Here is a 21290-nt window from a genome sequence, read left to right on the forward strand (position 1 = left end):
GTCCATCGACCCGTCGATGGAGACCGTTCTCGCGCGGCAAGCCCAGCAGCTTCCATGCGCCCGCCTTTACCGCGGGCGCAAAAGGCACGCCCTGAACATGCCCCTTTGGATTGACCAGGGTGATATCGTCCGCGCCATAGCCAAAGCCCGCCGGCAGCAACGCCAGTGCCAATGTGCTCTTGCCGGCGCCCGGCGATCCGAAAAGCATCAGTGCGTCGTCGTTGCGGGTAAGGCACGCAGCGTGCAGCGCGATGGCAGGGGGTGCGGCCTCGAGCACCTCTTCGACCAGCAACGCCTTGAGCGCCGGCACCACCTGGTCGGGCGTGACAATCGACATCGCGGGGCCATCCGCGCTCATCAGGACGAACGGATCAGCGCGCGCTATCCGATACTGGCGTTGGCATTCCGCCGCGACCGAACGCAGATGCCGAATGAACGGCGTGATCGCTTCGCTTATGCCCTGCCCCTGGAGCAACAGTGTGATGTCCAGCCCGCCTATCGATATCACCGAACGAAGCCAGTCCGTTTCGGATGTCACGGGCATTTCGGCGACCGCTACACCCGCCGCCGACCACGCCGGCAGAAGCGTCGCTATTGTCGCTTTCGCCGCTGCCGCACCACAGCCGTTGCGCACTAGCTCGTTGAGCAATTCGGCATGCGTGGCGCCGTTTTCCAGCAGGCCTGCGACAAAGGCCGCCGCGTCGTTAAGACCGAACAGCTTTTGTTCGCGCCCGGAAAAGAGCGTGACGCGATCGCCAACACAGTAGAGCGCGGCGTCGTCTGCAAGCCGGAATCGGACCGATAGACAGGGCATCGCCCGCCAGTCGGCGACAGACGCCGGCACCAGCGGATCGCGAGGTTGCTGAGTCACGACTTGCGGCTGCTGCCCGCGCTATATCTTCTTCTTCGGCCCACCCCGATTGCCTGGATTGCCGGGGCCTGTGCCGGGGCCATCGTTGATCGGCGGATTGCCCGGAGGCTGCGGATCCGGACCATTGCCGACGCCGTTATTGCCCTTGCCCCGACCTCCACCCGTCGACTTGGCGATCGCGGGCGACGAAAGTGACGTGGACAGGAGCACGGTCATCGCCGGGGGCACCGTCAGCGCAAATTTGCCGCAGGATTTGAGAAAATCGCGCCGATCGTCACCGGGCGATTGCGCTTCTTGTGGCATCGTCATGGCGCTCTCCTGTACCGAAATACTCAGACGCGCCAATCATTCGCCCCTTGGGAGCATCGTGCAACGTTATAAGCCGGAATAACCCGATGCCGATTTCATACGGAGTAGCGCGAGCATCACGCGAGATCGAAGAGCAGGATCTCGGCGTCGGTAAGCGCTTCGATGACCAGCTCGGATTCCCCCTCGATCGCGGCGCCGTCGCTTTCACGCATTTCCGTATCGTTGAGCGCGATAAGCCCGCGCGCGACCTGAAGCCATGCACCCCGTCCCGTAGCGAGGCGGTGGGTCACGATGGCGCCGTCATCGAGCCGGCCGAGCAGGATCCTCGCATCCTGATGGATGGTGACGGCGCCGTCGTCGTCGCCATCGGCGCTCGCGACGGTGATCAGCTGGTTCCGTTGCTCGGTGGGCGAGAAGCGCTTTTGCTCATAGCCCGGATCGAGGCAGCGGCGATCGGGGATGATCCAGATCTGGAGCAGGTGCGCACGCTCGCTTGCGCTCGGGTTGAACTCGCTATGCCTTATGCCCGTTCCCGCGCTCATGCGCTGGACGTCGCCGGGTTCGATCAGCGCGCCATTGCCCAGATCGTCTTCGTGCCGCAACGTTCCCGAAAGGACATAGGTCACGATCTCCATGTTCTCATGCGCATGTGCGGGGAATCCGGCGCCCGGCGTTATGATGTCCTCGTTCAGCACGCGCAGCGACCGGAACCCCATGTTGCGCGGATCGAAATGATCGCCGAACGAAAAGCTGAACCAGCTTTCCGCCCATCCGCGCCGCGCATGACCGCGCGCGCCCCTGTCCCTGAACCTGATCACGGGCCGGGCATAGCGCAATAGCCTGGCGATCAAAAGCGCACGACGCGATTCGTCAAAGTGTACGGACAATTCGCCGCCCGATGCCTCGCCCCACCCCGTGACGTTAACCATTCACCGATCAACGCCGGGGGTGCGATTGACTCATTCGGGCGGGTTACCCATTTCGCTGCTCAACGAAATTAGGCAAGCGCGAGGTTGCGGGTCAGAGACGGGCCGCGCGCTAGTCGGGGGGCAGTCAACGGCGCTCATTTTTGAGCGTCCACGGGGCCGACCGCACAGATTTGAGACCGAATGTTCAACGCGTTTCGCGTCGGCTGCTTTGCCGCGGCGTTCCTTTTCCTTGCGGCCCTGCTGGCCGATCCTTCGGCGGCGTCGGCAACGGCGACGTCAACGGCCACTGCGGCTTCAACCGCCACTGCGACATCTGCCGCAGCCGTACCGGTGGCCACGACCGCAACCCTATCGACTGCAACCGCATTCAGAACCGCGACAACGCCGCAGAGCCCTTCGCTGCGCGACCTGGTGATCTCCTTCGTCAACTATGGCAATCAGGACGCCGAGCAGGAGTGCCTTGCCGGCGCCGTGTATTTCGAGGCGCGCAGCGAACCGCTCGAGGGGCAGCTGGCGGTCGCCCAGGTCGTGCTCAATCGCGCGGCCTCGGGCGTCTATCCGCCGAAGATCTGCGATGTCGTGACCCAGCCGGCCCAGTTCTCGTTCATTCGCGGCGGCAAATTCCCGCCGATCGACCGGAGCAGCGAAGCCTGGCACAAGGCGCTCGCGATCGCCGATATCGCGCGCAAGAACCTGATCCAGAAGATCGCGTCCAACGTGCTGTGGTATCATGCAAATTATGTCGCCCCGTCATGGGGCCGTCGCCTGACGCGCGCCGCGCAGCTCGGCCGCCACATCTTCTACAACTGAGCCCCAGCACGCCGCTTCGATCGCCGCGATGCAATAAGGCCGGCATGCCCGTGCACGGCGGCCTTACCGGCGACCCATACTCAGCCCTGCTCATTTCTATAACGGAATGAATATCGTCCGCCATACATCGGACGGGGTGCCGCGCGCACATTCTGGTGCCCGATCGCGCCTCACTTGCGCGACGCCGCTTGCGTCGCGCGCGCGTCGTCACTATCAACCGGGCGTCCCGTCGGGATTCTGATGACGAGCATCAGGGCGCTGAAGGGACGAACGCAGACAGAAAAGCGTTTGCGGGTGTAGCTCAATGGCAGAGCAGAAGCTTCCCATGCTTACGACGAGGGTTCGATTCCCTTCACCCGCTCCAACCCTGTCACGCCGCGAAATGCAGACTAGCCTGTCGACTCGCCGCTCAACCTTTGTGCATCGGCGAGCAACAGGCGCAGATTTTCCTCGGCGCTTCGACGTCCCCTGCACTCGCCTTCCACCGCAACGCGCAACTTGATCGCCATCGCCGCGATCGAGGGGGCTGGCGTCGCGAGCATGTCGTCGGCGGCGTCATCGACGATGCCGGCCAACGCGGCGTGGCGCGCGCGCACCGGCTCGAACACGGCACTGGCCTTCTCGATCTGGATCTGCGCGAGCGTGCCCTCGCGCGGCTGATAGTCGCCCGGCCATTTGTCGCGCACCGCCTGATAGGCGCGGCGCGCGGGTTCGAGAAACTCCTGCTCGAAGCCGTGCAGATCCGCCAGCGCCTGATCGAACGCAGCGGTCACGGTCTTCCAGCGGCTCAGACTGACGGGCGCAGTCTGAAAGGCCAGACGCGTCGTGTTGTAGACTTTCATCATCCCACGCTCTCTCAGCTTCCCCATCAGTTGAATAACGACGCGCGCGCGCTGACAATGTTCCCGACCACGCGCACGCGACGGAAAGAGCCGATTGGGCGACCAACACGCTTTCGCATTGGCGTTTGGCCGGGCTTGCGATATGCGATCGGCGACGCGCCGGTGCCCGTCATTGGGCATAATAGGGAATGCGGTGCAAAACCGCGGCTGTCCCTGCAACTGTAAGCGGTGAGCGCGATGGACACGCCCAAGGGGTATCCCCAAGGGCAGCCACTGGAGCCTGTGCTTCGGGAAGGCCGTTCATCGGGCGACGACCCGCGAGCCAGGAGACCTGCCGGCGCGTGTCGCTCTTGCTTTGGCTCAGGGACTGGCCGAGGCACGGAAATCCGTCTGGGCGACGCCAGTGAATGGAGGAGCCGCATGACCGATATCGATACCGAGCAACGCCACAAAGCCAAGATGCAGAAGGTGCAGGCCGCGCACCGTGCGCGCGTTGCCGCCGCAACGGAGGAAAAGGGCCTCGTCATTGTCCATACCGGCCCAGGCAAGGGCAAGACCACGGCTGCGCTCGGTCTCGCCGTCCGCGCGATGGGGCACGGGATGAAGGTGGGCGTGATCCAGTTCATCAAGGGCGCAATGAAGACGGGCGAAAAGGCGATCTTCGACGCCCTTCCCGGGCAAATCGAGTTCAAGCCGATGGGCGAAGGCTTCACCTGGGACACGCAGGACCGCGCGCGCGATACCGAGATCGCGCGCATCGCATGGGACGAGGTCAAGCGCATGCTCGCCGATCCCGCCTATGGCCTCGTGATCGCGGACGAACTCAACATCGTGCTGCGCTATGATTATTTGCCGACCGAAGAGGTGCTAGACGCCATCGCGGCCAAGCCCGAAATGACGCATTTCGTGATCACCGGCCGCAACGCGCCCGAAGCGCTGATCGAGGCGGCCGATCTCGTCACCGAGATGACGCAGGTCAAACACCCCTTCCGCGCCGGGATCAAGGCGCAGGCGGGGATCGAGTTCTAGTGCGCTTCCCGAAAAAGTGGGAACCGGTTTTTCGGTCAGGAAGCGCCCAAGATGTGAAGTCGAGAGCCTTTCTTGTCCGGCAAGGCGCTTCCGCCTTGCCGGGAAAGGCTCTAGTGGCGCGCCGCGAGTTGATCGCGAAGCCGCCGTATCGCCTTCGGGTAGGAAGGCCCGCCGCACACGGTGAGCGCCTGGGGCAGGCTGATGCGCGGGATGTCGGCGATCGCCGCGTGATGGAGCATTTCGGTGCCCTGATCGGCCACGGCTTCGGTCGCGCTCTCGACGATCAGATAGTCGGGGCGCGCAGCCACCATCTCCTCGAGCGACACGCGCGCCAGCGCGGGCTTGCCGAGCTTCGCCGCAAGATTGGTGAGGCCGGTGCGCTGCATCATCTCGTCGACCAGCGTACCCGTGCCCGTCATATAGCCACGGCGCTGGTAATAGGCCGCGACGGGGCGATGAGCGGGCGCGCCGATGGGTGCCACCATCTCGGCCTCCATCCAGCGGAGCAGCGCCTCGCCGCGGTCGGGATGCCCAAGCGCCTTCGCCACCTGACGCACCTGATCGACGATCTGCGACCAGCTTTCTGCGGGAGGCAGATCGAGGAACGTCACATCGCGCCCCTTCAGCAGCGCAAGCGTGTCGTGTCGCTGGTAGGGGCTGGCGATGATCAGGTCAGGCTCGAGCGCGAGCACCTCCTCGGCACTGCCACGGCTGATCGGAAAGCGCTGCGCCTGCCGTGCCTGGTAAGACATTTCGGGATCGCGCGCATTGTGCGTCAGCGCGGTGATCTGTCCGGGATCGGCGAGCGCCATGATATACTGGTCGGCGCACAGGTTGAGCGAGACGACGCGGCGCGGCGCAATCTCCGTGGCGGGCGCGGTCGCAAGGCCGAGTGTCGCAAGGACCGAGGCGAAGAAGCTGGCGATCGTTTCGAACATGGCGCCCTCGTGACGCGAAATCGCTCGACGATCAAGCTCCTCCCCGGAACGGGGAGGGGGACTGGACGAAGTCCGGTGGAGGGGTTGGCGCGACGTTGGGGAGTGCCCGGCAAGCCCCTCCACCATGCTACGCATGGTCCCCCTCCCCGTGCCGGGGAGGATCTGGAGCGATGAACCGCCCTCTCCTCCTCTCGGGCCTGGCGCTTCTCGCGCTGATCGCGGGCGCGGTCTCGCTCGCGATCGGGCCCGCCGATCTGGCGCTGCCGCGCATGATCGCTGCCGCCACGGGGAGCGGCGATCGCATCGCCACGACAATCCTGTTCGAGCTGCGCCTGCCGCGCATGCTGCTCGCACTGATCGTCGGCGCAATGCTGGGCGGCGCTGGCGCGGCGCTGCAGGGCTATCTGCGCAATCCGCTTGCCGAACCCTCGGTGATCGGCGCGTCGACGAGCGCCTCGCTGGGCGCGGTGATCGCGCTCTATTTCGGCTTTGCACAGCTCCACCCCGCGATCCTGCCGATCTTCGCGATCTTTGGCGCACTCGCCTCGCTCGTCGCGCTCTTTGCGTTTTCGGGACGATCCGAAAGCCCGCTGACGCTGATCCTTGCGGGCATCGCGATCAGCACGCTTGCGACCTCGGGAGTGAGCCTTGCGCTCAACCTCTCTCCCAATCCCTTTGCAGCGATGGAGATCACCAACTGGCTTCTGGGCGCACTTGAGGACCGGTCCTTTCAGCATGTCTGGATCGCGCTCCCTTGTGTAACCATCGGTCTCGCGTTGCTGCTGTGGAATGGCCGCGCGCTCGACGCGCTGACACTGGGCGAGGACGGCGCGCGCGCGCTCGGCGTGTCACTCAGGCGGACGCGATTGAGACTGCTCATCGGCGTTGCGATCGGCGTCGGGGGCGCGGTCGCGGTGTCGGGTTCGATTGGCTTTATCGGGCTGATCGTGCCGCATCTCGTCCGCCCGCTGACCGATCGCAGCCCGAGCGCGGTGCTCCTGCCCGCAGCGCTTGGGGGTGCAGCCCTGCTCGCACTCGCGGACATCGCGGTGCGCGTCATCCCCACAACCAACGAGCTCAAGCTGGGCGTGGTGACTGCGTTTCTGGGTGTGCCCGTCTTCCTCTTCCACCTCGCACGGGAGCGCCGGCTATGGTGACCCTTTCCATATCCGCACTGCACGTTTCACTGGGCAAGCGTGCAGTTCTCCAGGGCATCGATGCCGAGCTCGAGGGCGGATCGCTCATCGGCATCATCGGCCCCAATGGCGCAGGCAAGTCGACGCTGGCGCGCGCGATCCTCCACCTCATCGAGCCGATAAGCGGAATGATCGCGCTTGATGGCGCCAATGTGACGACGATGAGCCGCGACGCAATCGCACGGCGCATCGCCTATCTGCCGCAAGGACAGACGCTGCACTGGCCGCTCACCGTCGAGCGGCTCGTCGGGCTCGGCCGCCTCCCCCACCTCGCGCCCTTCTCCCGGCTGATGCCCGCCGACACGCAAGCGATCGAACGCGCGATGCAATGCGCCGACGTCATGGCGCTGCGCCGCCGAAACGCGCTGGAACTGTCGGGCGGCGAGCGTGCCCGCGTGCTGCTCGCACGCGCGCTCGCGGTCGAGGCCGATGTGCTGATCGCCGACGAGCCGCTCGCGGCGCTCGACCCCGGCCACCAGCTTCAGGTGATGGAACTGCTTGCCGCTCAGGCGCATGCGGGCGCGCTCGTGATCGCGGTCCTCCACGACCTCACAATGGCGGCGCGCTATTGCGACCGGCTGCTGCTGATCGACGAGGGCCGGCTCGCTGCCGATGGCGATGCCGATGCGGTGCTGACCGAAGCGCTGCTCGAACGCGTCTATGGCGTGCGTGCCTGGACCGGGGTCGCGGACGGCCACCGGCTGATTGTACCAATGAGCCTCACGGCTTGACCCCCGTCCCGCCCCCGCCTATGCGCCCCATCGCGACAGGTTCCCCGGCAACGGGGATGAAAAGGGAACGGCGTTCGAAACCCCGGCTGCCCCTGCAACTGTAAGCGGCGAGCCATCGCGTCACATGCCATTGGGGGCTTGTCCCCCGAGAAGGCGACGCGAAACGGCATTGACCCGCGAGCCAGGAGACCTGCCTGACGCAGTCGTCCTTCGTCCGGCCAGGGTGCGCCGTACGGGCGGGTCAAAAACCCGAGTGACGACATCGTGGCCGTGCTTTGCGCGGACGCGGTCGGGCGTCTCAAAAGCGCATCGGGCGCGTCCTCAAGGGGCATGGCAAACCATGTCCCAAAGGGGTTCTGACCGATGTTGAAGACGATATTTCTCTCTACCACCGCACTCCTCGCCGCGACGCCCGCGCTGGCGGAACCGTCGCCCGATGCGACGACGCTGCCCGGCGACGCGATCGTCGTCACCGCGACGCGCACGCCCACCGAAACCGACAGGATCGCGTCCTCGATCACCGTTCTGACCAAGGAAGCAATCGACCAGTCGCAGGATATTGGCGTGACCGAGTTGCTGGCGCGCACGCCGGGCATCTCGATCACCCGCAACGGTGGTTACGGCACCAGCACGTCCGTGCGCATTCGTGGCGCCGAGACCGATCATACCGTCGTCGTCATCGACGGCGTCAAGCTCAACGATCCTTCGTCAACGGGCGGCGGGTATAATTTCGCCAATCTGCTGGTGGGCGATATCGACCGCATCGAGATCCTGCGGGGTCCGCAGTCGATCCTGTGGGGCAGTCAGGCGATCGGCGGCGTGGTCAACATCGTCACGGCGACGCCCGACGCGCCGCTCGAGGCGAGCGCTGATATCGAGGCTGGATCGCGCGAAACGGTGAACGCGCGCGGCGGCATCGGCGGGAAGACCGGACCGGTCGCATGGCGCGTGGGGGGGCACACCTTCACCACCGACGGGATTTCGGCCTATGCGCCGGGCACCGAGGCCGACGGCTATCGCAATGTCGGGCTGAACGGCCGCGCCACCGTGACGCTGACCGACAATGTCAGCTTAGACCTGCGCGGCTACTGGACGCGCGGACGCAACGAGTTTGACGGCTTCAATACCGACAGCCCCGAATACGGCATCACCGAGGAGTTCGTCGGCTATGCCGGCCTGAACGTCGCGCTGTTCGACGGGCGTTTCCGCAACCGCTTTGCCTATGGCTATACCGATACCAGGCGCAACAATTTCAATCCCGGCGGCAACCCCGACCACACGTTCGACGCCAAGGGCCGCAACGAGCGGATCGAGTATCAGGGCACGTTTGAAATCGCCCAGGGCTGGACCGCGATCGTCGGTGCCGAAAACGAGCGCTCGCGCTTCTTCAGCGCTTCCCCGCCCTTTTCCGAAGCCGAGGGCAAGGCCGAGATCACCAGCTTCTACAGCCAGCTTTCGGCCGAGCCCCTATCGGGCCTGACGCTGACCGGCGGCGTGCGCCATGACGACCACAAGACCTATGGCGGGCAGACGCTGTTCCAGGCGGGCGCGGTCTGGGCGCTGGAGACGGGCACCATATTGCGCGCGAACTATGGCGAGGCGTTCAAGGCGCCCTCTCTCTACCAGCTCTTCTCCGAATACGGGAACACGACACTCAGGCCCGAAGAGGCCGAAGGTTGGGAAGCGGGTATCGAGCAGCATCTGTTCGACGATGCGCTGACGCTGGGTGCGACCTGGTTCGACCGCGACACGACCAACCAGATCGACTTCTTCTCGTGCTTCGGCACGACGGGCGATCCGCTCTGCGTCAATCCCTACACCGGGCTTTCGCGCTTTGGCTATTACGCCAACACCGCGCGCACCCACGCGCAGGGGATCGAGCTGGGCGCAGCGGCACGCATCGGCACGCGCTTCACGCTGTCGGGCAATTATAGCTGGATCGAGGCCGAGAACCGCGTCGCCGGCGCCAATTTCGGCAACTGGCTCCCGCGACGCCCCCGCGAAACCGCGAATCTCAGCGCCGACTATGACTGGGCATTCGGGCTGTCGACGGGCTTTGCGGTACGCTGGTCGGGCAAGTCCTATGACAACGCTTCGAATACGACGGTGCTCAACGCCTATACGCTCGTCGACCTGCGCGCCGAATATGCGCTGAGCGACAATGTGCGGCTGTTCGGCCGGGTCGAAAACCTGTTCGACGAGGAGTATGAGACCGTGCGCAACTATGGCACGCTCGGTCGCAGCGTTTATGCGGGTATCCGAACGCGCTTCTGAGGAGACAATCCCGATGCTCAAGCCCGTATCCCAAGGCCCCGCGATCGTGGTGTGCAATGCATGCCGACACTCGGCGGAAATGTGGGAGGACGCGGACGGGCGTACGGGTGGTGAGGCGATGGTGGCGGCGCTGAAAAGCGTCGCCACATCCGATCCGCGCTATGCCGGCATCGTGATCGAGGAAATGGCGTGCCTCTTCGCGTGCAACCATTTCTGTACGCTCCATATCCGCGCGCCCGACAAGATCGGCTATGTGCTCGGCCGCTTCACCCCGGATGCGGAGGCGGCGCGCGCGGTGCTCGACTACGCGCTCCACCACGCTGAAAGCGCCGAGGGCGAGGTCGCCTATGCGCTCTGGCCCGAAGGCGTGAAGGGCCATTTCATCGTTCGCTTGCCGCCAGCAGGATTTGTCGCCGTATGAGCTTGTTTCCCGACGTTCGATCCTTTGAAGACGCATTGCTATCTCTTCCTGCGCCCGATGACGCGGCAATCACCGCGGCGAGCGCGCGTCAGGCGCAACTCACCAAGCCCGCAGGATCGCTGGGCCGGCTGGAGGATGTCGCGGTGTTCTTCGCCGCCTGGCAGCAGGTCGAACGCCCCGTGATCGCGCGCGGGCGGGCCGCGATCTTTGCGGGCAATCACGGCATCACCGTGCACGGCGTCAGCGCCTTTCCCGGCGAGGTGACAGTCGAGATGGTGCGCAATTTCGAGCGCGGCGGGGCCGCGATCAACGCGCTGTCGGCGGCGGCAGGGCTTGAGCTGGTGGTCGTGCCGATCGCGCTCGACCGGCCCACGGGTGATTTCACGACCGGCCCCGCGATGGACGCGGACGAATGCCTGGCCGCACTGTCGGCGGGCGCAGCCGTCGTCGAGGATGGCGTCGACCTGCTCGTTCTCGGCGAAATGGGGATCGGCAACACTACGCCGGCGGCGGCACTGGCGGCACGCAGCTTTGGCGGCACGGGCCGCGACTGGGTGGGCAAGGGAACGGGGATCGACGCCGAGGGACTGGCGCGCAAAGAGCGCGTCGTCGATGCCGGGCTTGCACGCCACGCCGATGCGCCGATGACGGCGTTCGAAACGCTCAGGCGGCTGGGCGGGCGCGAGATCGCGGCCATCGCGGGCGCAGTGCTCGCCGCGCGGCTGAAGCGCATGCCCGTACTGCTCGACGGTTTCATCACCTGTGCCGCGGTCGCTCCGCTCGCGGTCGCCAATCGCGCGATCACCGCGCACTGCCTGGCCGCGCATTGCTCAGCCGAACAAGGCCATCAGGCGCTGCTCGACCGGCTCGGTCTCGAGCCTCTGCTGCGTCTTTCGATGCGGCTCGGCGAAGGCAGCGGCGCCGCGGTCGCCACACAGGTCGTGCGCTCGGCGCTGGCCGCACATGCCGGGATGGCGACCTTTACCGAAGCGGGCGTATCCGGGGGGCAATGAGCGGCCTCACCGTCCACCTGCTGCGCCACGGCGCACCCGCGCTGACCGGCAGGATGTTGGGCAGTACCGACTGTGCGGAAACCCCCGAAGGCGTCGCTGCCTGCCTTGAACAGACCGAAGCGCTGGAATTCGCGCGACTGGTGAGTTCTCCGTTGCGCCGCGCGGCGGCCGCGGCAGGCGCGATCGGGGCGCGCGGGAATATCCCGGTCACTATCGACGAACGCTGGCGCGAGATCGATTTCGGCGACTGGGACGGACTGTCGAGCGCCGATGTCGATCCGGCGGCGCTGGGGCGTTTCTGGGACGATCCCGACATGCATGCGCCGCCCGGTGGTGAACGCTGGTCGGCGCTCACCGCGCGCATTGGCGGCGCGATCGACGCCCTCGACGCGGATACGCTGGTGGTCACGCATGGCGGCGCAATGCGTGCGGCGCTGGCTGTTCTGTTCGGCTTCAGCCAGCCGCAGCTCTGGGCGTTCGACCTGCCCTATGCATCGGTGCTGTCGCTGCGCATATGGCCGGGCGTGCCGCGACAGGCACAGATCGTCGGACTGTGGCCGTGAAGCATTTCATCATCGCGCTCCAGTTCCTGACGCGACTGCCCACGCCGCGGATCGGCGCGGTCACGAGCGAGGATTTCGCGGCGTCGATGCGCTGGTTTCCGGTGGCGGGCCTGCTTATCGGGCTGGTGGTCGCCGGCGGCGTATGGCTGGGTGCGCGGATCGATCCGTGGACCGGCGCGCTGATCGCGCTCTGCGTCTGGGTCGCGGTGACGGGCGCGCTGCACCTCGACGGACTGTCCGATCTCGCCGACGGGATCGGCGCAGCGCACGCCAACCGCGAACGGCTGCTCGCCGTCATGGCCGATCCGCATATCGGCAGCTTCGGCGTCGTCGCCATCGTGCTCCAGATCGCAGCCAAGCTCGTGCTTCTGCACGGCGCGATCGTCGCGGAGGCATGGACCGCGATCGCGCTGATCCCCTTTGCCGCGCGAATCGGACCGCTCGTCTGGGCGCGCTGGCTGGAGCCGCTGCACGCGGGGCTGGGCGCGCGATTTGCGGGCGCAATCCGGCCAGTGGATCTGATCGGCTGGGGCGCCGTGCTGGTGGGCGCAGCACTGTTCGCTCCCGCATTGCTCGTCACCCCGCTGCTGATCGCGCATTTCGGGCTTTGGCTGCACCTCCGCCTCGGCGGCGTCAGCGGCGACTGCCATGGTGCGGGGATCGAGCTGGTCGAAACCGGGCTGCTGCTTGCGCTTATCCTGACAGTTTGACCAGTGCGTCGATGTCGAGATGCGTCTCGAGCATGTCGGCAATCTCGTCGAGCGCGACATCGACCGAGACGGCATAGTCCGCGCCCGACGCCTCGACCCCGATCCGCGCAAGCCATGCACGACGCTGTTCGGGATGCGAGAGCAGCCCATGCACATAGGTGCCCGCGATGCGCCCGTCGGGGCTGATCGCACCATCGGTGCGGCCATCGGCGAAGCGGACAAGCGGACGCGCGCAATCGGCGCCGCCGCTTTCGCCCATGTGCATTTCATAGCCGTCGAACGGCGCGCCCAGCGCCTCGCCCGCAACATGGCGCAGCGCCTTTGCGGGCGTGAGCACGGTATCGACATCGAGCAGGCCGAGACCCGCGACGGTGCCGGGAGGACCCTCGATGCCATGTGGGTCGGAAACTCGACGGCCGAGCATCTGGTAGCCGCCACACATACCGAGCACATGCCCGCCGCGCCGAACATGGGCGAGCAGGTCGATATCCCAGCCCTGTTCGCGGACCGCGTCAAGATCGGCGATCGTCGCCTTGGAGCCGGGCAGGACTATCAGGCGCGCCTCGACGGGGATGGGCTGGCCGGGCGGCACCATCACCAGTTCCACGCCGGGTTCGAGCTTTAGCGGATCAAGATCGTCGAAATTGGAGATGCGTGGCAGGATCGGGCAGGCGATGACGACGCGCCCCTCGCCCGCGGCATGCCGCCTTTCGAGGATGACGGCGTCCTCGCTCGGCAGGTGCGCGGCGGGCGCGAGCCAGGGCACCACGCCGAAACCGCGCCAGCCCGAAAGCTGCTCGATCGCGCGATAGCCGTCTTCGAACAGCGCGGGATCGCCGCGAAACTTGTTGATGATGAAGCCGCGGATCATCGCGGCGTCCTGCGGATCGATCACCGCGCGCGTTCCCGCGACCGCTGCGATCACCCCTCCCCGGTCGATGTCGCCGACGAGTATGACGGGGATATTGGCGGCGCGCGCGAAACCCATATTGGCGATGTCGCCCGCGCGCAGGTTGATTTCAGCGGGCGAGCCGGCGCCCTCCACCACCACGAAGTCGCACTGGCTGCGCAGGCGCTCGTAACTTTCGAGCACCTCGCCGAGCAGGCTGCGCCGCGCTTCGCGGAAGTTGGAGGAGCCGAGCGTGCCGCGCACCTTGCCATGGACGATCAGTTGCGAGGTCCGATCGGCCTGCGGCTTGAGCAGCACGGGATTCATGTCGGTGTGCGGCGCGACCTTGCACGCGATCGCCTGCGTCGCCTGCGCGCGCCCGATTTCGCCGCCATCGGCGGTCACAGCGGCGTTGTTGGACATGTTCTGCGGCTTGAAGGGGCGCACCGAATGGCCCCGATTGACGAGCACGCGGCAGAGCCCGGCGACGAGCACCGACTTGCCGACGTCCGACCCCGTCCCCTGCAACATCAAAGCGCCCATGCATACACCCCCGCTATCGCCCATAGCAGCGCACAGGCGTGGCGATAGACCGACAGCGCACACGTCATATCCGTCGCCCCTGCATCCGCGCGGCCATCGCCCAGCCAGGGCTTGTCGTGCGGTACGCCGTCATAGGACACCGGGCCGCCAAGCCTCAGATCGAGCGCGCCCGCCATCGCGGCCTCGGGCCAGCCCGCATTGGGCGAGGCGTGTCGCCGCGCATCGCGCCGCATCGTGCGCCAGCCGCCACGCCCGGCGAGGCAGACCAGCACGCCCGACAGCCGCGCCGGGATCCAGTTGGCGGCATCGTCGAGCCGCGCCGCTGCCCAGCCATAAGCGCGCCAGCGCTCCTCCCGATGCCCTATAAGGCTGTCGGCGGTGTTGATCGCCTTGTACGCATAGAGGCCCGGCAACCCGAGCAGCATAAGCCAGAAGGCGGGCGCGACCACGCCGTCGCAGAAGCTCTCGGCAAGGCTTTCGATCCCCGCGCGCGCAATGCCCGGTGCGTCGAGCGCAGCGGTATCGCGACCCACGATCATCGCGACCTTCTCGCGCGCCTCGGCGAGATTGCCGCCGGCAAGCGCCTGAGCGACCGCGGCTACGTGCTGGTGCAGACTTTGCTGCGCGAGACCGGGAACGGCGGCGATCGCGACGCCCGCCCAGCCCCATTGGGCGAGCCACGCCCAGAGCGCCTGCTCGAGCGCCAATGCCGCGCCGAAGGTGCCGGCAACGAGGATCGCCATGGCCAGAATGCCCAGCCCGCGCCGCTGGCGCTCGGCGCGATCGGGGCGGTTCCACCGTTGCTCGAACGCCAAGATGACGCGCGCGAACAGCCCGACCGGATGGCCCACACGTCGATACAGCGCGTCGGGATAGCCCGTGGCGGACTCGATCGCGAGCGCGGCAAGCGCGGTCGGTTCAACCATGGCGCAGCGCGTGATCGAGGCGCGCGCGCGCGACAGCGTCGGAGGGAAGTCCGATACGCAACCAGCCCGATGCGTGATCGAAGGGCCGCGTCAATATGCCCTGGCGCGCAAGCCGGGTGAACAGCAGGTGCGCGTCGGGCGTCTCGACCAGCCGGAAGAGCGGACAGGCGCCGTGGACTTCGAGGTCATGTGCGCGAAGCAGGACGTCAAGGCTGTGGGCCTCCGCCTCGAGCCGCGCGCGCATTGCGGCGATCCAGGCATGGTCGCGATAGGCGGCGGTTCCGATCGCGATCGCTCCGGCCGAAACGGGCCAGCTGCCCAGCGTCTCGCGCACCACAGAAAGGCGATCCGGAACGGCGCACACGAAACCGAGACGCAAGCCGGCAAGACCGAAGAACTTGCCGAAGGAGCGCATGACGATGACATGGCGATGCAGCGCCGTGGGCAGCGACGGCCATACACCGATCGACGGATCGACATCGGCAAAGGCCTCGTCGATGATCAGCACGCCGCTTGCCGCGGCAAGGCGCGATGCGGCCTCGATGAGCGTTGCGGTATCCCATAGCCTGCCATCGGGATTGTTGGGATTGGCGAGCAGGATCGTGCCGCCGCGACGGGCTTCTTCAAGCAACGCCGCCGCGGTGATCGCTCCACCGGCCGCGAGCGCGCCATGGGTCGCGTAGCCCGGCGCGACATGGCGGATCGGCGCGGGCAATCCGGCCGATGCCAGCAGGCGCAGCCCCATCTCGCTCCCCGGCACGGCGCAGACATGATCGGGCATGATACCAAAATGCGCCGCGGCCGCCGCTTCGAGTTCATTCAGCGCGCTCTCGCCCGGCAAGGCGCGCCAGTCGATCGGGCCTGCACGCGACGCATCCCATGCGTGCGGGTTGATCCCCGTCGACAGGTCGATCCAGGGCAAGGGCGCATCGGGAAAGGCGATGGCCGCTTCGGCCAGCCGTCCGCCATGGGTGCTCCATGCGGCGATGTCGTTGTCCTGAATGGTGGTTTGCGCCATAGCGCCCCTGTTCGCGATCGCCGCGCGACAGGCAAGCCCTAATGGAGTTCGGACCGCGACATGGCAGCGCCCCACCCTATCCGCACCCTGCTCGTTCTTGGCGGCGCGCGCTCGGGCAAGAGCCGCTATGCGCAGGGGCGCGCCGAGGCGCTCGGTCTGAAGCCGGTATATATCGCGACATGCGAGCCGCAGGACGAGGAGATGGCCGAGCGCATCGGGCGGCACCGTGACGATCGTGGTGAGGAATGGACGACCGTCGAGGCGCCGCTGGAGCTTGCGAATGCCATTCGCGTACACGCAGCATCGGACACTTTGCTTCTCATCGACTGCCTGACGCTCTGGGCATCGAACCTGATGTTCGCCGGGCGCGATGCCGAACACGAGGCGGAATTGCTCGCGGTCGCACTCTCTGACGCTGCCGGCCCGATTATCCTGGTTTCGAACGAGGTCGGGCTGGGGATCGTCCCCGAAAACGCGCTCGCACGGCGCTTTCGCGACGTGGCCGGGCGGATTAACCAGCGCATGGCAGAGGTCGTCGACGAGGCGGTATTCGTCGCCGCGGGACTCCCGCTCAGGCTCAAGGGCTGAGTTCGACGACCGCCGCGGCGACCTCCTTGTCGATCAAGCGGCCCATCTGGGCGTGGAAAGCCGGGGCAGCGGCGCGGGCGCGGGCAGCGAGGGCATCGTCGGCATAGAGGCGCCTCAGACTTTCGGCGAAGGGATCTGTGCGGATCGCATGGAGCGGCACCTGACCGCCGAGGCCCAGCTTGACGACACAGTCGGCATAGCCGCGCTTTTCGAGATCATAATGCGTCACCACCTGCGGCAGCCCGCAGAGCAGCGCGGCGCTGAGGAAGCCATGTCCGCCATGCGAGACGAGGATGCGGCTGTCGCGCGCGATCCGTTCGAAAGGAAGCGGCTCGGGCTCGAAGGCGAAGCCAAGCGCGGTCAGCCGGTCGGCAAGCGCGGGCGTGGCGCGCGGCACATGGACGCGCACGGGCAGCCCCGATCTGGCAAGTCCGTCCCACAGCACCGCGTCGGCCATGATCGCCTCGAAGCCATAGACGAAGACCTCCTCACCCTTTCCGTCGGAAATGGCGGGCAGCGCCGAACCGATCGACGGCGCGACGGGGATCTCGCTGCGCGCATCGGCATAGACGTCGATCTCGCGAAACGATGCGACCAGCGAGCGATCCGCGCCAAAGAGCTGCGGCAATGCCGTGAGCGGCGCGCGGCCGGTGGCTTGAAGCGCGCGGTTGGCGGCTTCGAGCAGCGCCGCCTCTTCGAATACGGGATCGGCGCCGGTCAGGCTTGGGAACGCACCCAGACTGCCCGGCACGCGCTCGAAGCTGGTGCCGACCGCAATGCTCGGGATGCGATCGGCAACCGCGCAGAGCAGCGCGGGCGCAAAATCGGCGACCACGACATCGGGGTCAACCGCCGAAAGCAGCGAATCCCAGGCGCGGATCAGGCCGGCGAGGCTCTCCGGCCGATCGAGCCCCAGCCGCGCGAGTATGTCACCCATTGTCGCGACGGGCGGGCCGGTCAGTCGCGACACGTTGACGAACAGCCGCGGCCAGACCGGCGCCTGCCATATTGTCACGCCGCCTGGCAGGATCTCGGCCGCGCCATCGACATTCTGAAGCGCGGCATGGACGCTGTGACCGTCCGCGATCAGTTGCGCCGCGATCTCCGCAAGACGCACGACATGGCCGCGATTGGCGCCGAGCTCCCAGCCGAGGAGTATGCGCGCCAAGCGGCGTCAGATCCCGCCGGGAAAGGGCTCGTGCCCCGCAAGCGCCAGCGCCGCCGAAAGATCGGCGGCACATGCGGCCACGATGGCGGCTTCGGTCGAGCGGATCACGAAATTGGCACCGACGCGGCCATCGCGGAAAAAGGGATAGCTGCCGATCTGGCACCCCTCGTGGCGCCTCTCGGTCGCGCCAAGCAGTTCGGCGACCTCGCTTTCGGGCACCCAGCAGCCGATCGTCTCGGAAAGCATCGGCTTGCCGCCCTCGAGCGTGCCCGACAGCGCATCGAGCATCATCGCGGTGATGTGCGGCACGCCCGCCATGATGAAGATATTGCCGATGCGAATCCCGGGAGCACCCGACATGCGGTTCTCGATGAGGTCGGCGCCCGCGGGCACGCGCGCCATGCGCAGCCGGCCTTCATTGAGACCGCCGCGCGTCGCGTAATAGCCTTCGAGCACCGCGCGCGCCTTGGGATGGATCTCGACACCGATGCCCAGCGCCTCGGCAATCGCATCGACGGTGATGTCATCATGCGTGGGACCAATCCCACCCGTCGTGAAAAGATAGTCATTGCGCGCACGCAACGTGTTGACCGCCTCGACGATCGCCTCGGTCTGGTCCGCGACGACGCGGACTTCGGTCAGCCGGATTCCCTGCAGATTGAGCCAGAGCGCGATCTGGCTGACATTCCTGTCCTGCGTCCGGCCCGACAGGATCTCGTCGCCGATGATGACGAGGCCGGCGGTCCAGATGCGTTCTGATGTCATGCGCCTCCCCTATCACTGCGTCGCGGTGAGTTGAAGCGGCCACGCGACATTGACGCCCGATTGCGGTAAACTCCTGCAATGGCTGGCGGACTCGCGATCGTATTGAGCGGCGGCGGCGCAAAGGGCGCGTTCCAGGTGGGCGTGCTCGACGAGCTTGTCGTCAAACGCCGCATCCGCTTCGACATTTTTGCGGGCGTTTCGACGGGCGCGATCCAGGCGCTGGGCGGCGCGCAGGACGATGTGCCGGGGCTGCTCGCAGCGTGGCTGGCACTGCGCGGCAATGACGATGTCTACAGGCAAAGGCCGCTGGGCGTGGTCGGCGGGCTGCTCGGCGCCGACTCGATCTATGACGCGACGCCGATCCGGGCACGCATCCGCATGTTCGCCGACGAGGCCAGGCTGTCTGCCGCCGGGCGCAAGCTGCTGCTGGGCGTCGTGAACCTTGGCACGGGCCAGTTCCGCAGCATCAACGAGACGGTGCCCGGGATCGCCAACTGGGTCTATGCCAGTGCTGCAATGCCGCTGTTCTTCCAGCCGCTCAGGACGCGCGACGCGGCGGGGCGAGACGAGCAATGGGTCGATGGCGGCGTCCGCAACGTGACTCCGCTCGACGCGGCGATGGAGCTCAATCCGCGCGCGGTGCTGGTGGTCCGCGCCTCTCCGACCCCTGTCCCCGGTCGCCCGCGCAGCTTCGGCAACCTGATCGAGATCGGCCTGCGCGCCGTCGACATTCTGCAGTCGGAAGTGTCGGTCAACGACACGGGCAACGCGATGCTGATCAATGACCTGATTGCAGCGCGCGAAGCGCAGGTGCGCGCGCTCGCACGCGAAGGGCTGACCGGCCCCGCCGCCGCGCGCGTGCTCGCGCCGCTCGATGCGCAGCTTTCGCATTACCGCTTTGCCCCGATCCGCATCATCGAGCCGCCGCGTGAGGTTTCGGACACGCTCGAGTTCAATCCCGCCAAGATCCGTGCGGCGATCGAAGCGGGCCGCAGGGCGGTGTCGGACCAGTGGAGTACGCTCGCACTGTTCCTCGCCTGAAGGCTCGCAAAATCGTCGCGACTGGCCTATATCGGCACCATGACTGAATATGTCCTCGCCAGCGAAGCCAGCGCACATACGCGCTCCCACGCCATCAAGCTCCACGGGCCCGACGGCTTTGAGGGGATGCGCAGAGCGGGCCGGCTGGCGGCCGAGGTGCTCGACGCGCTGGTACCGCATGTGGTGCCCGGCGTCACCACGGGCGAGCTCGACGACATGGTACGCGAGCACATGCTGCGCGGCGGCGGCATTCCCGCGACGCTCGGCTATCGTGGCTTCACGCATAGCTGCTGCATCTCGCTCAACCATGTCGTCTGTCACGGCATTCCCGGCGACCGCGCGCTCAAGGACGGCGACATAGCCAATATCGACGTCACCGTGATCGTCGACGGCTGGCATGGCGATACCAGCCGCATGTTTCTGGTCGGTGATGTCGGGATCAAGTCGAAGCGGCTCGTCGACGTCACCTATGAATGCCTGATGCTCGGCATCGAGCAGGCGAAGCCCGGCAACACGATGGGCGACGTCGCGCACGCGATCCAGAGCTATGCCGAAAAGCACCGCTATGGCGTCGTCCGCGATTTCTGCGGCCACGGGCTGGGCCAGCTGTTCCATGACGCGCCCGAGGTCGTCCATGCCGGCCGCCCCGGCACCGGCCCCGAACTCAAGCCCGGCATGTTCTTCACGATCGAGCCGATGATCAACATCGGCAAGCCCGGCGTGAAGATGCTCGACGACGGCTGGACCGCGGTCACGCGCGACCGCACGCTTTCGGCGCAGTTCGAACATTCGATCGGCATCACCGAGGATGGCTGCGAGATCTTCACGAAGAGCCTGAAGGGGCTGGACCGTCCGCCTTATTGAGCGGCTGGCTTCACTTAGCTTCACACTTTTCTCACAAACGCGCATGTTGATTCGCCCCGTCGCGGTGCACGGCCATGACGGCCGCGTTCAGAACATAACATGAACATTTTGCTGTAGGACAGCCCAGCGCTCCCGCGGGCCGCTGCCGATGCCGGCATCGACGGGCAACCCGACGCAGATTGCCGAGGGCAAGGCGCGCGTGCGCTGAGATTCAGGAAACGCGCAAAGGCGCCGCGCGGTGTCGAATGTCGACTATGGCGGGGGGTGAACTGCCGCTTCGCACCCTCGTCACCCCGGGCTTGACCCGGGGTCCCGCTTTTCACATCCATCGGTGATGGAGCGCGCGAGACAGGGCGGCTGGGTTTACATCATGTCCGATCGCTATCGCGGCACGATGTATGTCGGCGTGACCTCGCATCTCGCGGCGCGTATTTGCCAGCACCGAAGCGGCGATGGTTCGGACTTTTGCGCACGCTATGGGCTGAGCCGGCTTGTCCGGGCCGAGCGCGGCGACAATATCGCCGATTGCATCGCGCACGAAAAACGCCTCAAGCACTGGCATCGCCAATGGAAGTTCGACCTGATCGAGCGCGGCAATCCCGACTGGCAGGATATGTTCGCCTTACTGGCCTGACCCAAAAAAGCGGGACCCCGGGTCAAGCCCGGGGTGACGACAAAGGGAGCGTGTCCTTTGCCGGCGCAGGCAGACGTTATTTGCGCGTCGGCCGCCTAACCCGCATCGGTTTCGTCGCCCGGATTCATGCCCGCGGGGCATCCGCCCATCCAGCGGCCCTTGCTTTGCGAGAGGTCGCCGTGGCGCTTGCCGTCGACGAACGAATAGAGGCCGAGCTT

General features: G+C 66.5%; 22 protein-coding genes, 1 tRNA gene, 1 pseudogene and 2 riboswitches. Of the genes and pseudogenes, 14 read left to right on the forward strand and 10 right to left on the reverse strand.

Annotated features, from left to right (window positions below):
• From MKI88_RS19750 to MKI88_RS19760, 3 genes and pseudogenes are all read right to left on the reverse strand, one after another.
• Positions 1 to 871: pseudogene (locus MKI88_RS19750) on the reverse strand (hypothetical protein); the annotation flags it as partial.
• Positions 872 to 892: 21 nt separating this feature from the next.
• Positions 893 to 1180 (reverse strand): hypothetical protein, encoded by a 288-nt coding sequence (locus MKI88_RS19755; protein ID WP_241633269.1) that lies wholly within the window; start codon positions 1178 to 1180, stop codon positions 893 to 895.
• A gap of 116 nt (positions 1181 to 1296) precedes the next feature.
• Complete coding sequence (locus tag MKI88_RS19760; RefSeq protein ID WP_407073392.1) at positions 1297 to 1998, reverse strand: pirin family protein; 702 nt, start codon at positions 1996 to 1998, stop codon at positions 1297 to 1299.
• Between the two features lie 291 nt (positions 1999 to 2289).
• Here MKI88_RS19760 and MKI88_RS19765 point away from each other — a divergent pair, with 291 nt between their 5' ends.
• A complete protein-coding gene (locus tag MKI88_RS19765) occupies positions 2290 to 2919 on the forward strand; it encodes a cell wall hydrolase (RefSeq protein ID WP_241633271.1) in 630 nt (209 codons plus the stop codon).
• 290 nt (positions 2920 to 3209) lie between these two features.
• Positions 3210 to 3283: transfer RNA gene (locus tag MKI88_RS19770), tRNA-Gly, on the forward strand.
• Between the two features lie 25 nt (positions 3284 to 3308).
• Here the strand turns inward: MKI88_RS19770 and MKI88_RS19775 are convergent.
• Positions 3309 to 3764: a hypothetical protein gene (locus MKI88_RS19775; RefSeq protein WP_241633272.1), complete on the reverse strand. Its 456-nt coding sequence runs from the start codon at positions 3762 to 3764 to the stop codon at positions 3309 to 3311.
• A 140-nt stretch (positions 3765 to 3904) separates the two neighbouring features.
• Positions 3905 to 4115: riboswitch (cobalamin riboswitch) on the forward strand.
• Positions 4116 to 4181: 66 nt separating this feature from the next.
• Between MKI88_RS19775 and cobO the strand changes: the two genes are divergently transcribed.
• Positions 4182 to 4790, forward strand: coding sequence for a cob(I)yrinic acid a,c-diamide adenosyltransferase (gene cobO, locus MKI88_RS19780; RefSeq protein WP_241633273.1), 609 nt, complete (start codon positions 4182 to 4184; stop codon positions 4788 to 4790).
• A 110-nt stretch (positions 4791 to 4900) separates the two neighbouring features.
• On the opposite strand, the gene MKI88_RS19785 is transcribed toward cobO, so the two are convergent.
• On the reverse strand, positions 4901 to 5728 hold the full coding sequence (locus MKI88_RS19785; protein ID WP_241633274.1) for an ABC transporter substrate-binding protein: 828 nt from the start codon (positions 5726 to 5728) through the stop codon (positions 4901 to 4903).
• A 170-nt stretch (positions 5729 to 5898) separates the two neighbouring features.
• Here MKI88_RS19785 and MKI88_RS19790 point away from each other — a divergent pair, with 170 nt between their 5' ends.
• The 7 genes from MKI88_RS19790 to cobS all read left to right on the forward strand — a co-directional run bounded on the left by MKI88_RS19790 (position 5899) and on the right by cobS (position 12636).
• On the forward strand, positions 5899 to 6885 hold the full coding sequence (locus MKI88_RS19790) for an iron ABC transporter permease (RefSeq protein WP_241633275.1): 987 nt from the start codon (positions 5899 to 5901) through the stop codon (positions 6883 to 6885).
• Positions 6879 to 7655, forward strand: a complete 777-nt coding sequence (locus MKI88_RS19795) for an ABC transporter ATP-binding protein (protein WP_241633276.1) — start codon at positions 6879 to 6881, stop codon at positions 7653 to 7655. The genes MKI88_RS19790 and MKI88_RS19795 overlap by 7 nt, the downstream gene beginning before the upstream one ends.
• Before the next feature lie 20 nt (positions 7656 to 7675).
• Positions 7676 to 7868: riboswitch (cobalamin riboswitch) on the forward strand.
• A 150-nt stretch (positions 7869 to 8018) separates the two neighbouring features.
• Positions 8019 to 9929 carry a TonB-dependent siderophore receptor gene (locus tag MKI88_RS19800; RefSeq protein ID WP_241633277.1) on the forward strand — a complete coding sequence of 637 codons (1911 nt, stop codon included), beginning with the start codon at positions 8019 to 8021 and terminating at the stop codon, positions 9927 to 9929.
• A gap of 13 nt (positions 9930 to 9942) precedes the next feature.
• Positions 9943 to 10350: a DUF1636 domain-containing protein gene (locus tag MKI88_RS19805; RefSeq protein ID WP_241633278.1), complete on the forward strand. Its 408-nt coding sequence runs from the start codon at positions 9943 to 9945 to the stop codon at positions 10348 to 10350.
• A complete protein-coding gene (cobT, locus tag MKI88_RS19810; protein ID WP_241633279.1) occupies positions 10347 to 11363 on the forward strand; it encodes a nicotinate-nucleotide--dimethylbenzimidazole phosphoribosyltransferase in 1017 nt (338 codons plus the stop codon). The genes MKI88_RS19805 and cobT overlap by 4 nt, the downstream gene beginning before the upstream one ends.
• A complete protein-coding gene (locus MKI88_RS19815) occupies positions 11360 to 11926 on the forward strand; it encodes a histidine phosphatase family protein (protein WP_241633280.1) in 567 nt (188 codons plus the stop codon). Before cobT ends, MKI88_RS19815 begins: the two co-directional genes overlap by 4 nt.
• Positions 11923 to 12636: an adenosylcobinamide-GDP ribazoletransferase gene (cobS, locus tag MKI88_RS19820; protein WP_241633281.1), complete on the forward strand. Its 714-nt coding sequence runs from the start codon at positions 11923 to 11925 to the stop codon at positions 12634 to 12636. Before MKI88_RS19815 ends, cobS begins: the two co-directional genes overlap by 4 nt.
• Here cobS and MKI88_RS19825 read toward each other — a convergent pair.
• From MKI88_RS19825 to MKI88_RS19835, 3 genes are read right to left on the reverse strand one after another with little or no spacing between them, the layout of a single operon-like run.
• The gene (locus MKI88_RS19825) at positions 12620 to 14068 is read right to left on the reverse strand and encodes a cobyric acid synthase (protein WP_241633282.1); all 1449 of its coding nucleotides are present in this window, start codon (positions 14066 to 14068) and stop codon (positions 12620 to 12622) included. The genes cobS and MKI88_RS19825 overlap by 17 nt on opposite strands.
• Positions 14056 to 14994, reverse strand: coding sequence for an adenosylcobinamide-phosphate synthase CbiB (cbiB, locus tag MKI88_RS19830; RefSeq protein ID WP_241633283.1), 939 nt, complete (start codon positions 14992 to 14994; stop codon positions 14056 to 14058). Before cbiB ends, MKI88_RS19825 begins: the two co-directional genes overlap by 13 nt.
• On the reverse strand, positions 14987 to 16012 hold the full coding sequence (locus tag MKI88_RS19835) for an aminotransferase class I/II-fold pyridoxal phosphate-dependent enzyme (RefSeq protein WP_241633284.1): 1026 nt from the start codon (positions 16010 to 16012) through the stop codon (positions 14987 to 14989). The genes cbiB and MKI88_RS19835 overlap by 8 nt, the downstream gene beginning before the upstream one ends.
• A 60-nt stretch (positions 16013 to 16072) precedes the next feature.
• On the opposite strand from MKI88_RS19835, the gene cobU reads away from it, so the two are divergent.
• Positions 16073 to 16600, forward strand: a complete 528-nt coding sequence (cobU, locus tag MKI88_RS19840; RefSeq protein ID WP_241633285.1) for a bifunctional adenosylcobinamide kinase/adenosylcobinamide-phosphate guanylyltransferase — start codon at positions 16073 to 16075, stop codon at positions 16598 to 16600.
• Here cobU and MKI88_RS19845 read toward each other — a convergent pair.
• Positions 16590 to 17768 carry a glycosyl transferase-like UDP-glucuronosyltransferase gene (locus MKI88_RS19845; protein ID WP_241633286.1) on the reverse strand — a complete coding sequence of 393 codons (1179 nt, stop codon included), beginning with the start codon at positions 17766 to 17768 and terminating at the stop codon, positions 16590 to 16592. The two genes, cobU and MKI88_RS19845, sit on opposite strands and share 11 nt — an antisense overlap.
• Before the next feature lie 6 nt (positions 17769 to 17774).
• Positions 17775 to 18533: a molybdopterin-binding protein gene (locus MKI88_RS19850; RefSeq protein WP_241633287.1), complete on the reverse strand. Its 759-nt coding sequence runs from the start codon at positions 18531 to 18533 to the stop codon at positions 17775 to 17777.
• A 78-nt stretch (positions 18534 to 18611) separates the two neighbouring features.
• Between MKI88_RS19850 and MKI88_RS19855 the strand changes: the two genes are divergently transcribed.
• The 3 genes from MKI88_RS19855 (at position 18612) to MKI88_RS19865 (ending at position 21072) form a co-directional block, all read left to right on the forward strand.
• Positions 18612 to 19574 (forward strand): patatin-like phospholipase family protein, encoded by a 963-nt coding sequence (locus MKI88_RS19855; protein ID WP_241633288.1) that lies wholly within the window; start codon positions 18612 to 18614, stop codon positions 19572 to 19574.
• Between the two features lie 39 nt (positions 19575 to 19613).
• Positions 19614 to 20438 (forward strand): type I methionyl aminopeptidase, encoded by an 825-nt coding sequence (gene map / locus MKI88_RS19860; RefSeq protein ID WP_241633289.1) that lies wholly within the window; start codon positions 19614 to 19616, stop codon positions 20436 to 20438.
• 334 nt (positions 20439 to 20772) lie between these two features.
• Complete coding sequence (locus MKI88_RS19865; RefSeq protein ID WP_241633290.1) at positions 20773 to 21072, forward strand: GIY-YIG nuclease family protein; 300 nt, start codon at positions 20773 to 20775, stop codon at positions 21070 to 21072.
• The last annotated feature ends 218 nt before the right edge of the window (positions 21073 to 21290 follow it).

The organism is Sphingomonas sp. LaA6.9 (assembly GCF_022601895.1).
Lineage (GTDB): Bacteria > Pseudomonadota > Alphaproteobacteria > Sphingomonadales > Sphingomonadaceae > Sphingobium_A.

Coding starts and splice junctions, on each gene's coding strand:
- MKI88_RS19785 (WP_241633274.1), bottom strand. CDS start 5,728: ATGTTCGAAACGATCGCCAGCTTCTTCGCCTCGGTCCTTGCGACACTC.
- MKI88_RS19815 (WP_241633280.1), top strand. CDS start 11,360: ATGAGCGGCCTCACCGTCCACCTGCTGCGCCACGGCGCACCCGCGCTG.
- cbiB (WP_241633283.1), bottom strand. CDS start 14,994: ATGGTTGAACCGACCGCGCTTGCCGCGCTCGCGATCGAGTCCGCCACG.
- MKI88_RS19775 (WP_241633272.1), bottom strand. CDS start 3,764: ATGATGAAAGTCTACAACACGACGCGTCTGGCCTTTCAGACTGCGCCC.
- cobO (WP_241633273.1), top strand. CDS start 4,182: ATGACCGATATCGATACCGAGCAACGCCACAAAGCCAAGATGCAGAAG.
- MKI88_RS19800 (WP_241633277.1), top strand. CDS start 8,019: ATGTTGAAGACGATATTTCTCTCTACCACCGCACTCCTCGCCGCGACG.
- map (WP_241633289.1), top strand. CDS start 19,614: ATGACTGAATATGTCCTCGCCAGCGAAGCCAGCGCACATACGCGCTCC.
- cobT (WP_241633279.1), top strand. CDS start 10,347: ATGAGCTTGTTTCCCGACGTTCGATCCTTTGAAGACGCATTGCTATCT.
- MKI88_RS19790 (WP_241633275.1), top strand. CDS start 5,899: ATGAACCGCCCTCTCCTCCTCTCGGGCCTGGCGCTTCTCGCGCTGATC.
- cobU (WP_241633285.1), top strand. CDS start 16,073: ATGGCAGCGCCCCACCCTATCCGCACCCTGCTCGTTCTTGGCGGCGCG.
- MKI88_RS19765 (WP_241633271.1), top strand. CDS start 2,290: ATGTTCAACGCGTTTCGCGTCGGCTGCTTTGCCGCGGCGTTCCTTTTC.
- MKI88_RS19835 (WP_241633284.1), bottom strand. CDS start 16,012: ATGGCGCAAACCACCATTCAGGACAACGACATCGCCGCATGGAGCACC.
- MKI88_RS19795 (WP_241633276.1), top strand. CDS start 6,879: ATGGTGACCCTTTCCATATCCGCACTGCACGTTTCACTGGGCAAGCGT.
- MKI88_RS19805 (WP_241633278.1), top strand. CDS start 9,943: ATGCTCAAGCCCGTATCCCAAGGCCCCGCGATCGTGGTGTGCAATGCA.
- MKI88_RS19825 (WP_241633282.1), bottom strand. CDS start 14,068: ATGGGCGCTTTGATGTTGCAGGGGACGGGGTCGGACGTCGGCAAGTCG.
- MKI88_RS19865 (WP_241633290.1), top strand. CDS start 20,773: ATGGAGCGCGCGAGACAGGGCGGCTGGGTTTACATCATGTCCGATCGC.
- MKI88_RS19755 (WP_241633269.1), bottom strand. CDS start 1,180: ATGACGATGCCACAAGAAGCGCAATCGCCCGGTGACGATCGGCGCGAT.
- MKI88_RS19850 (WP_241633287.1), bottom strand. CDS start 18,533: ATGACATCAGAACGCATCTGGACCGCCGGCCTCGTCATCATCGGCGAC.
- MKI88_RS19855 (WP_241633288.1), top strand. CDS start 18,612: ATGGCTGGCGGACTCGCGATCGTATTGAGCGGCGGCGGCGCAAAGGGC.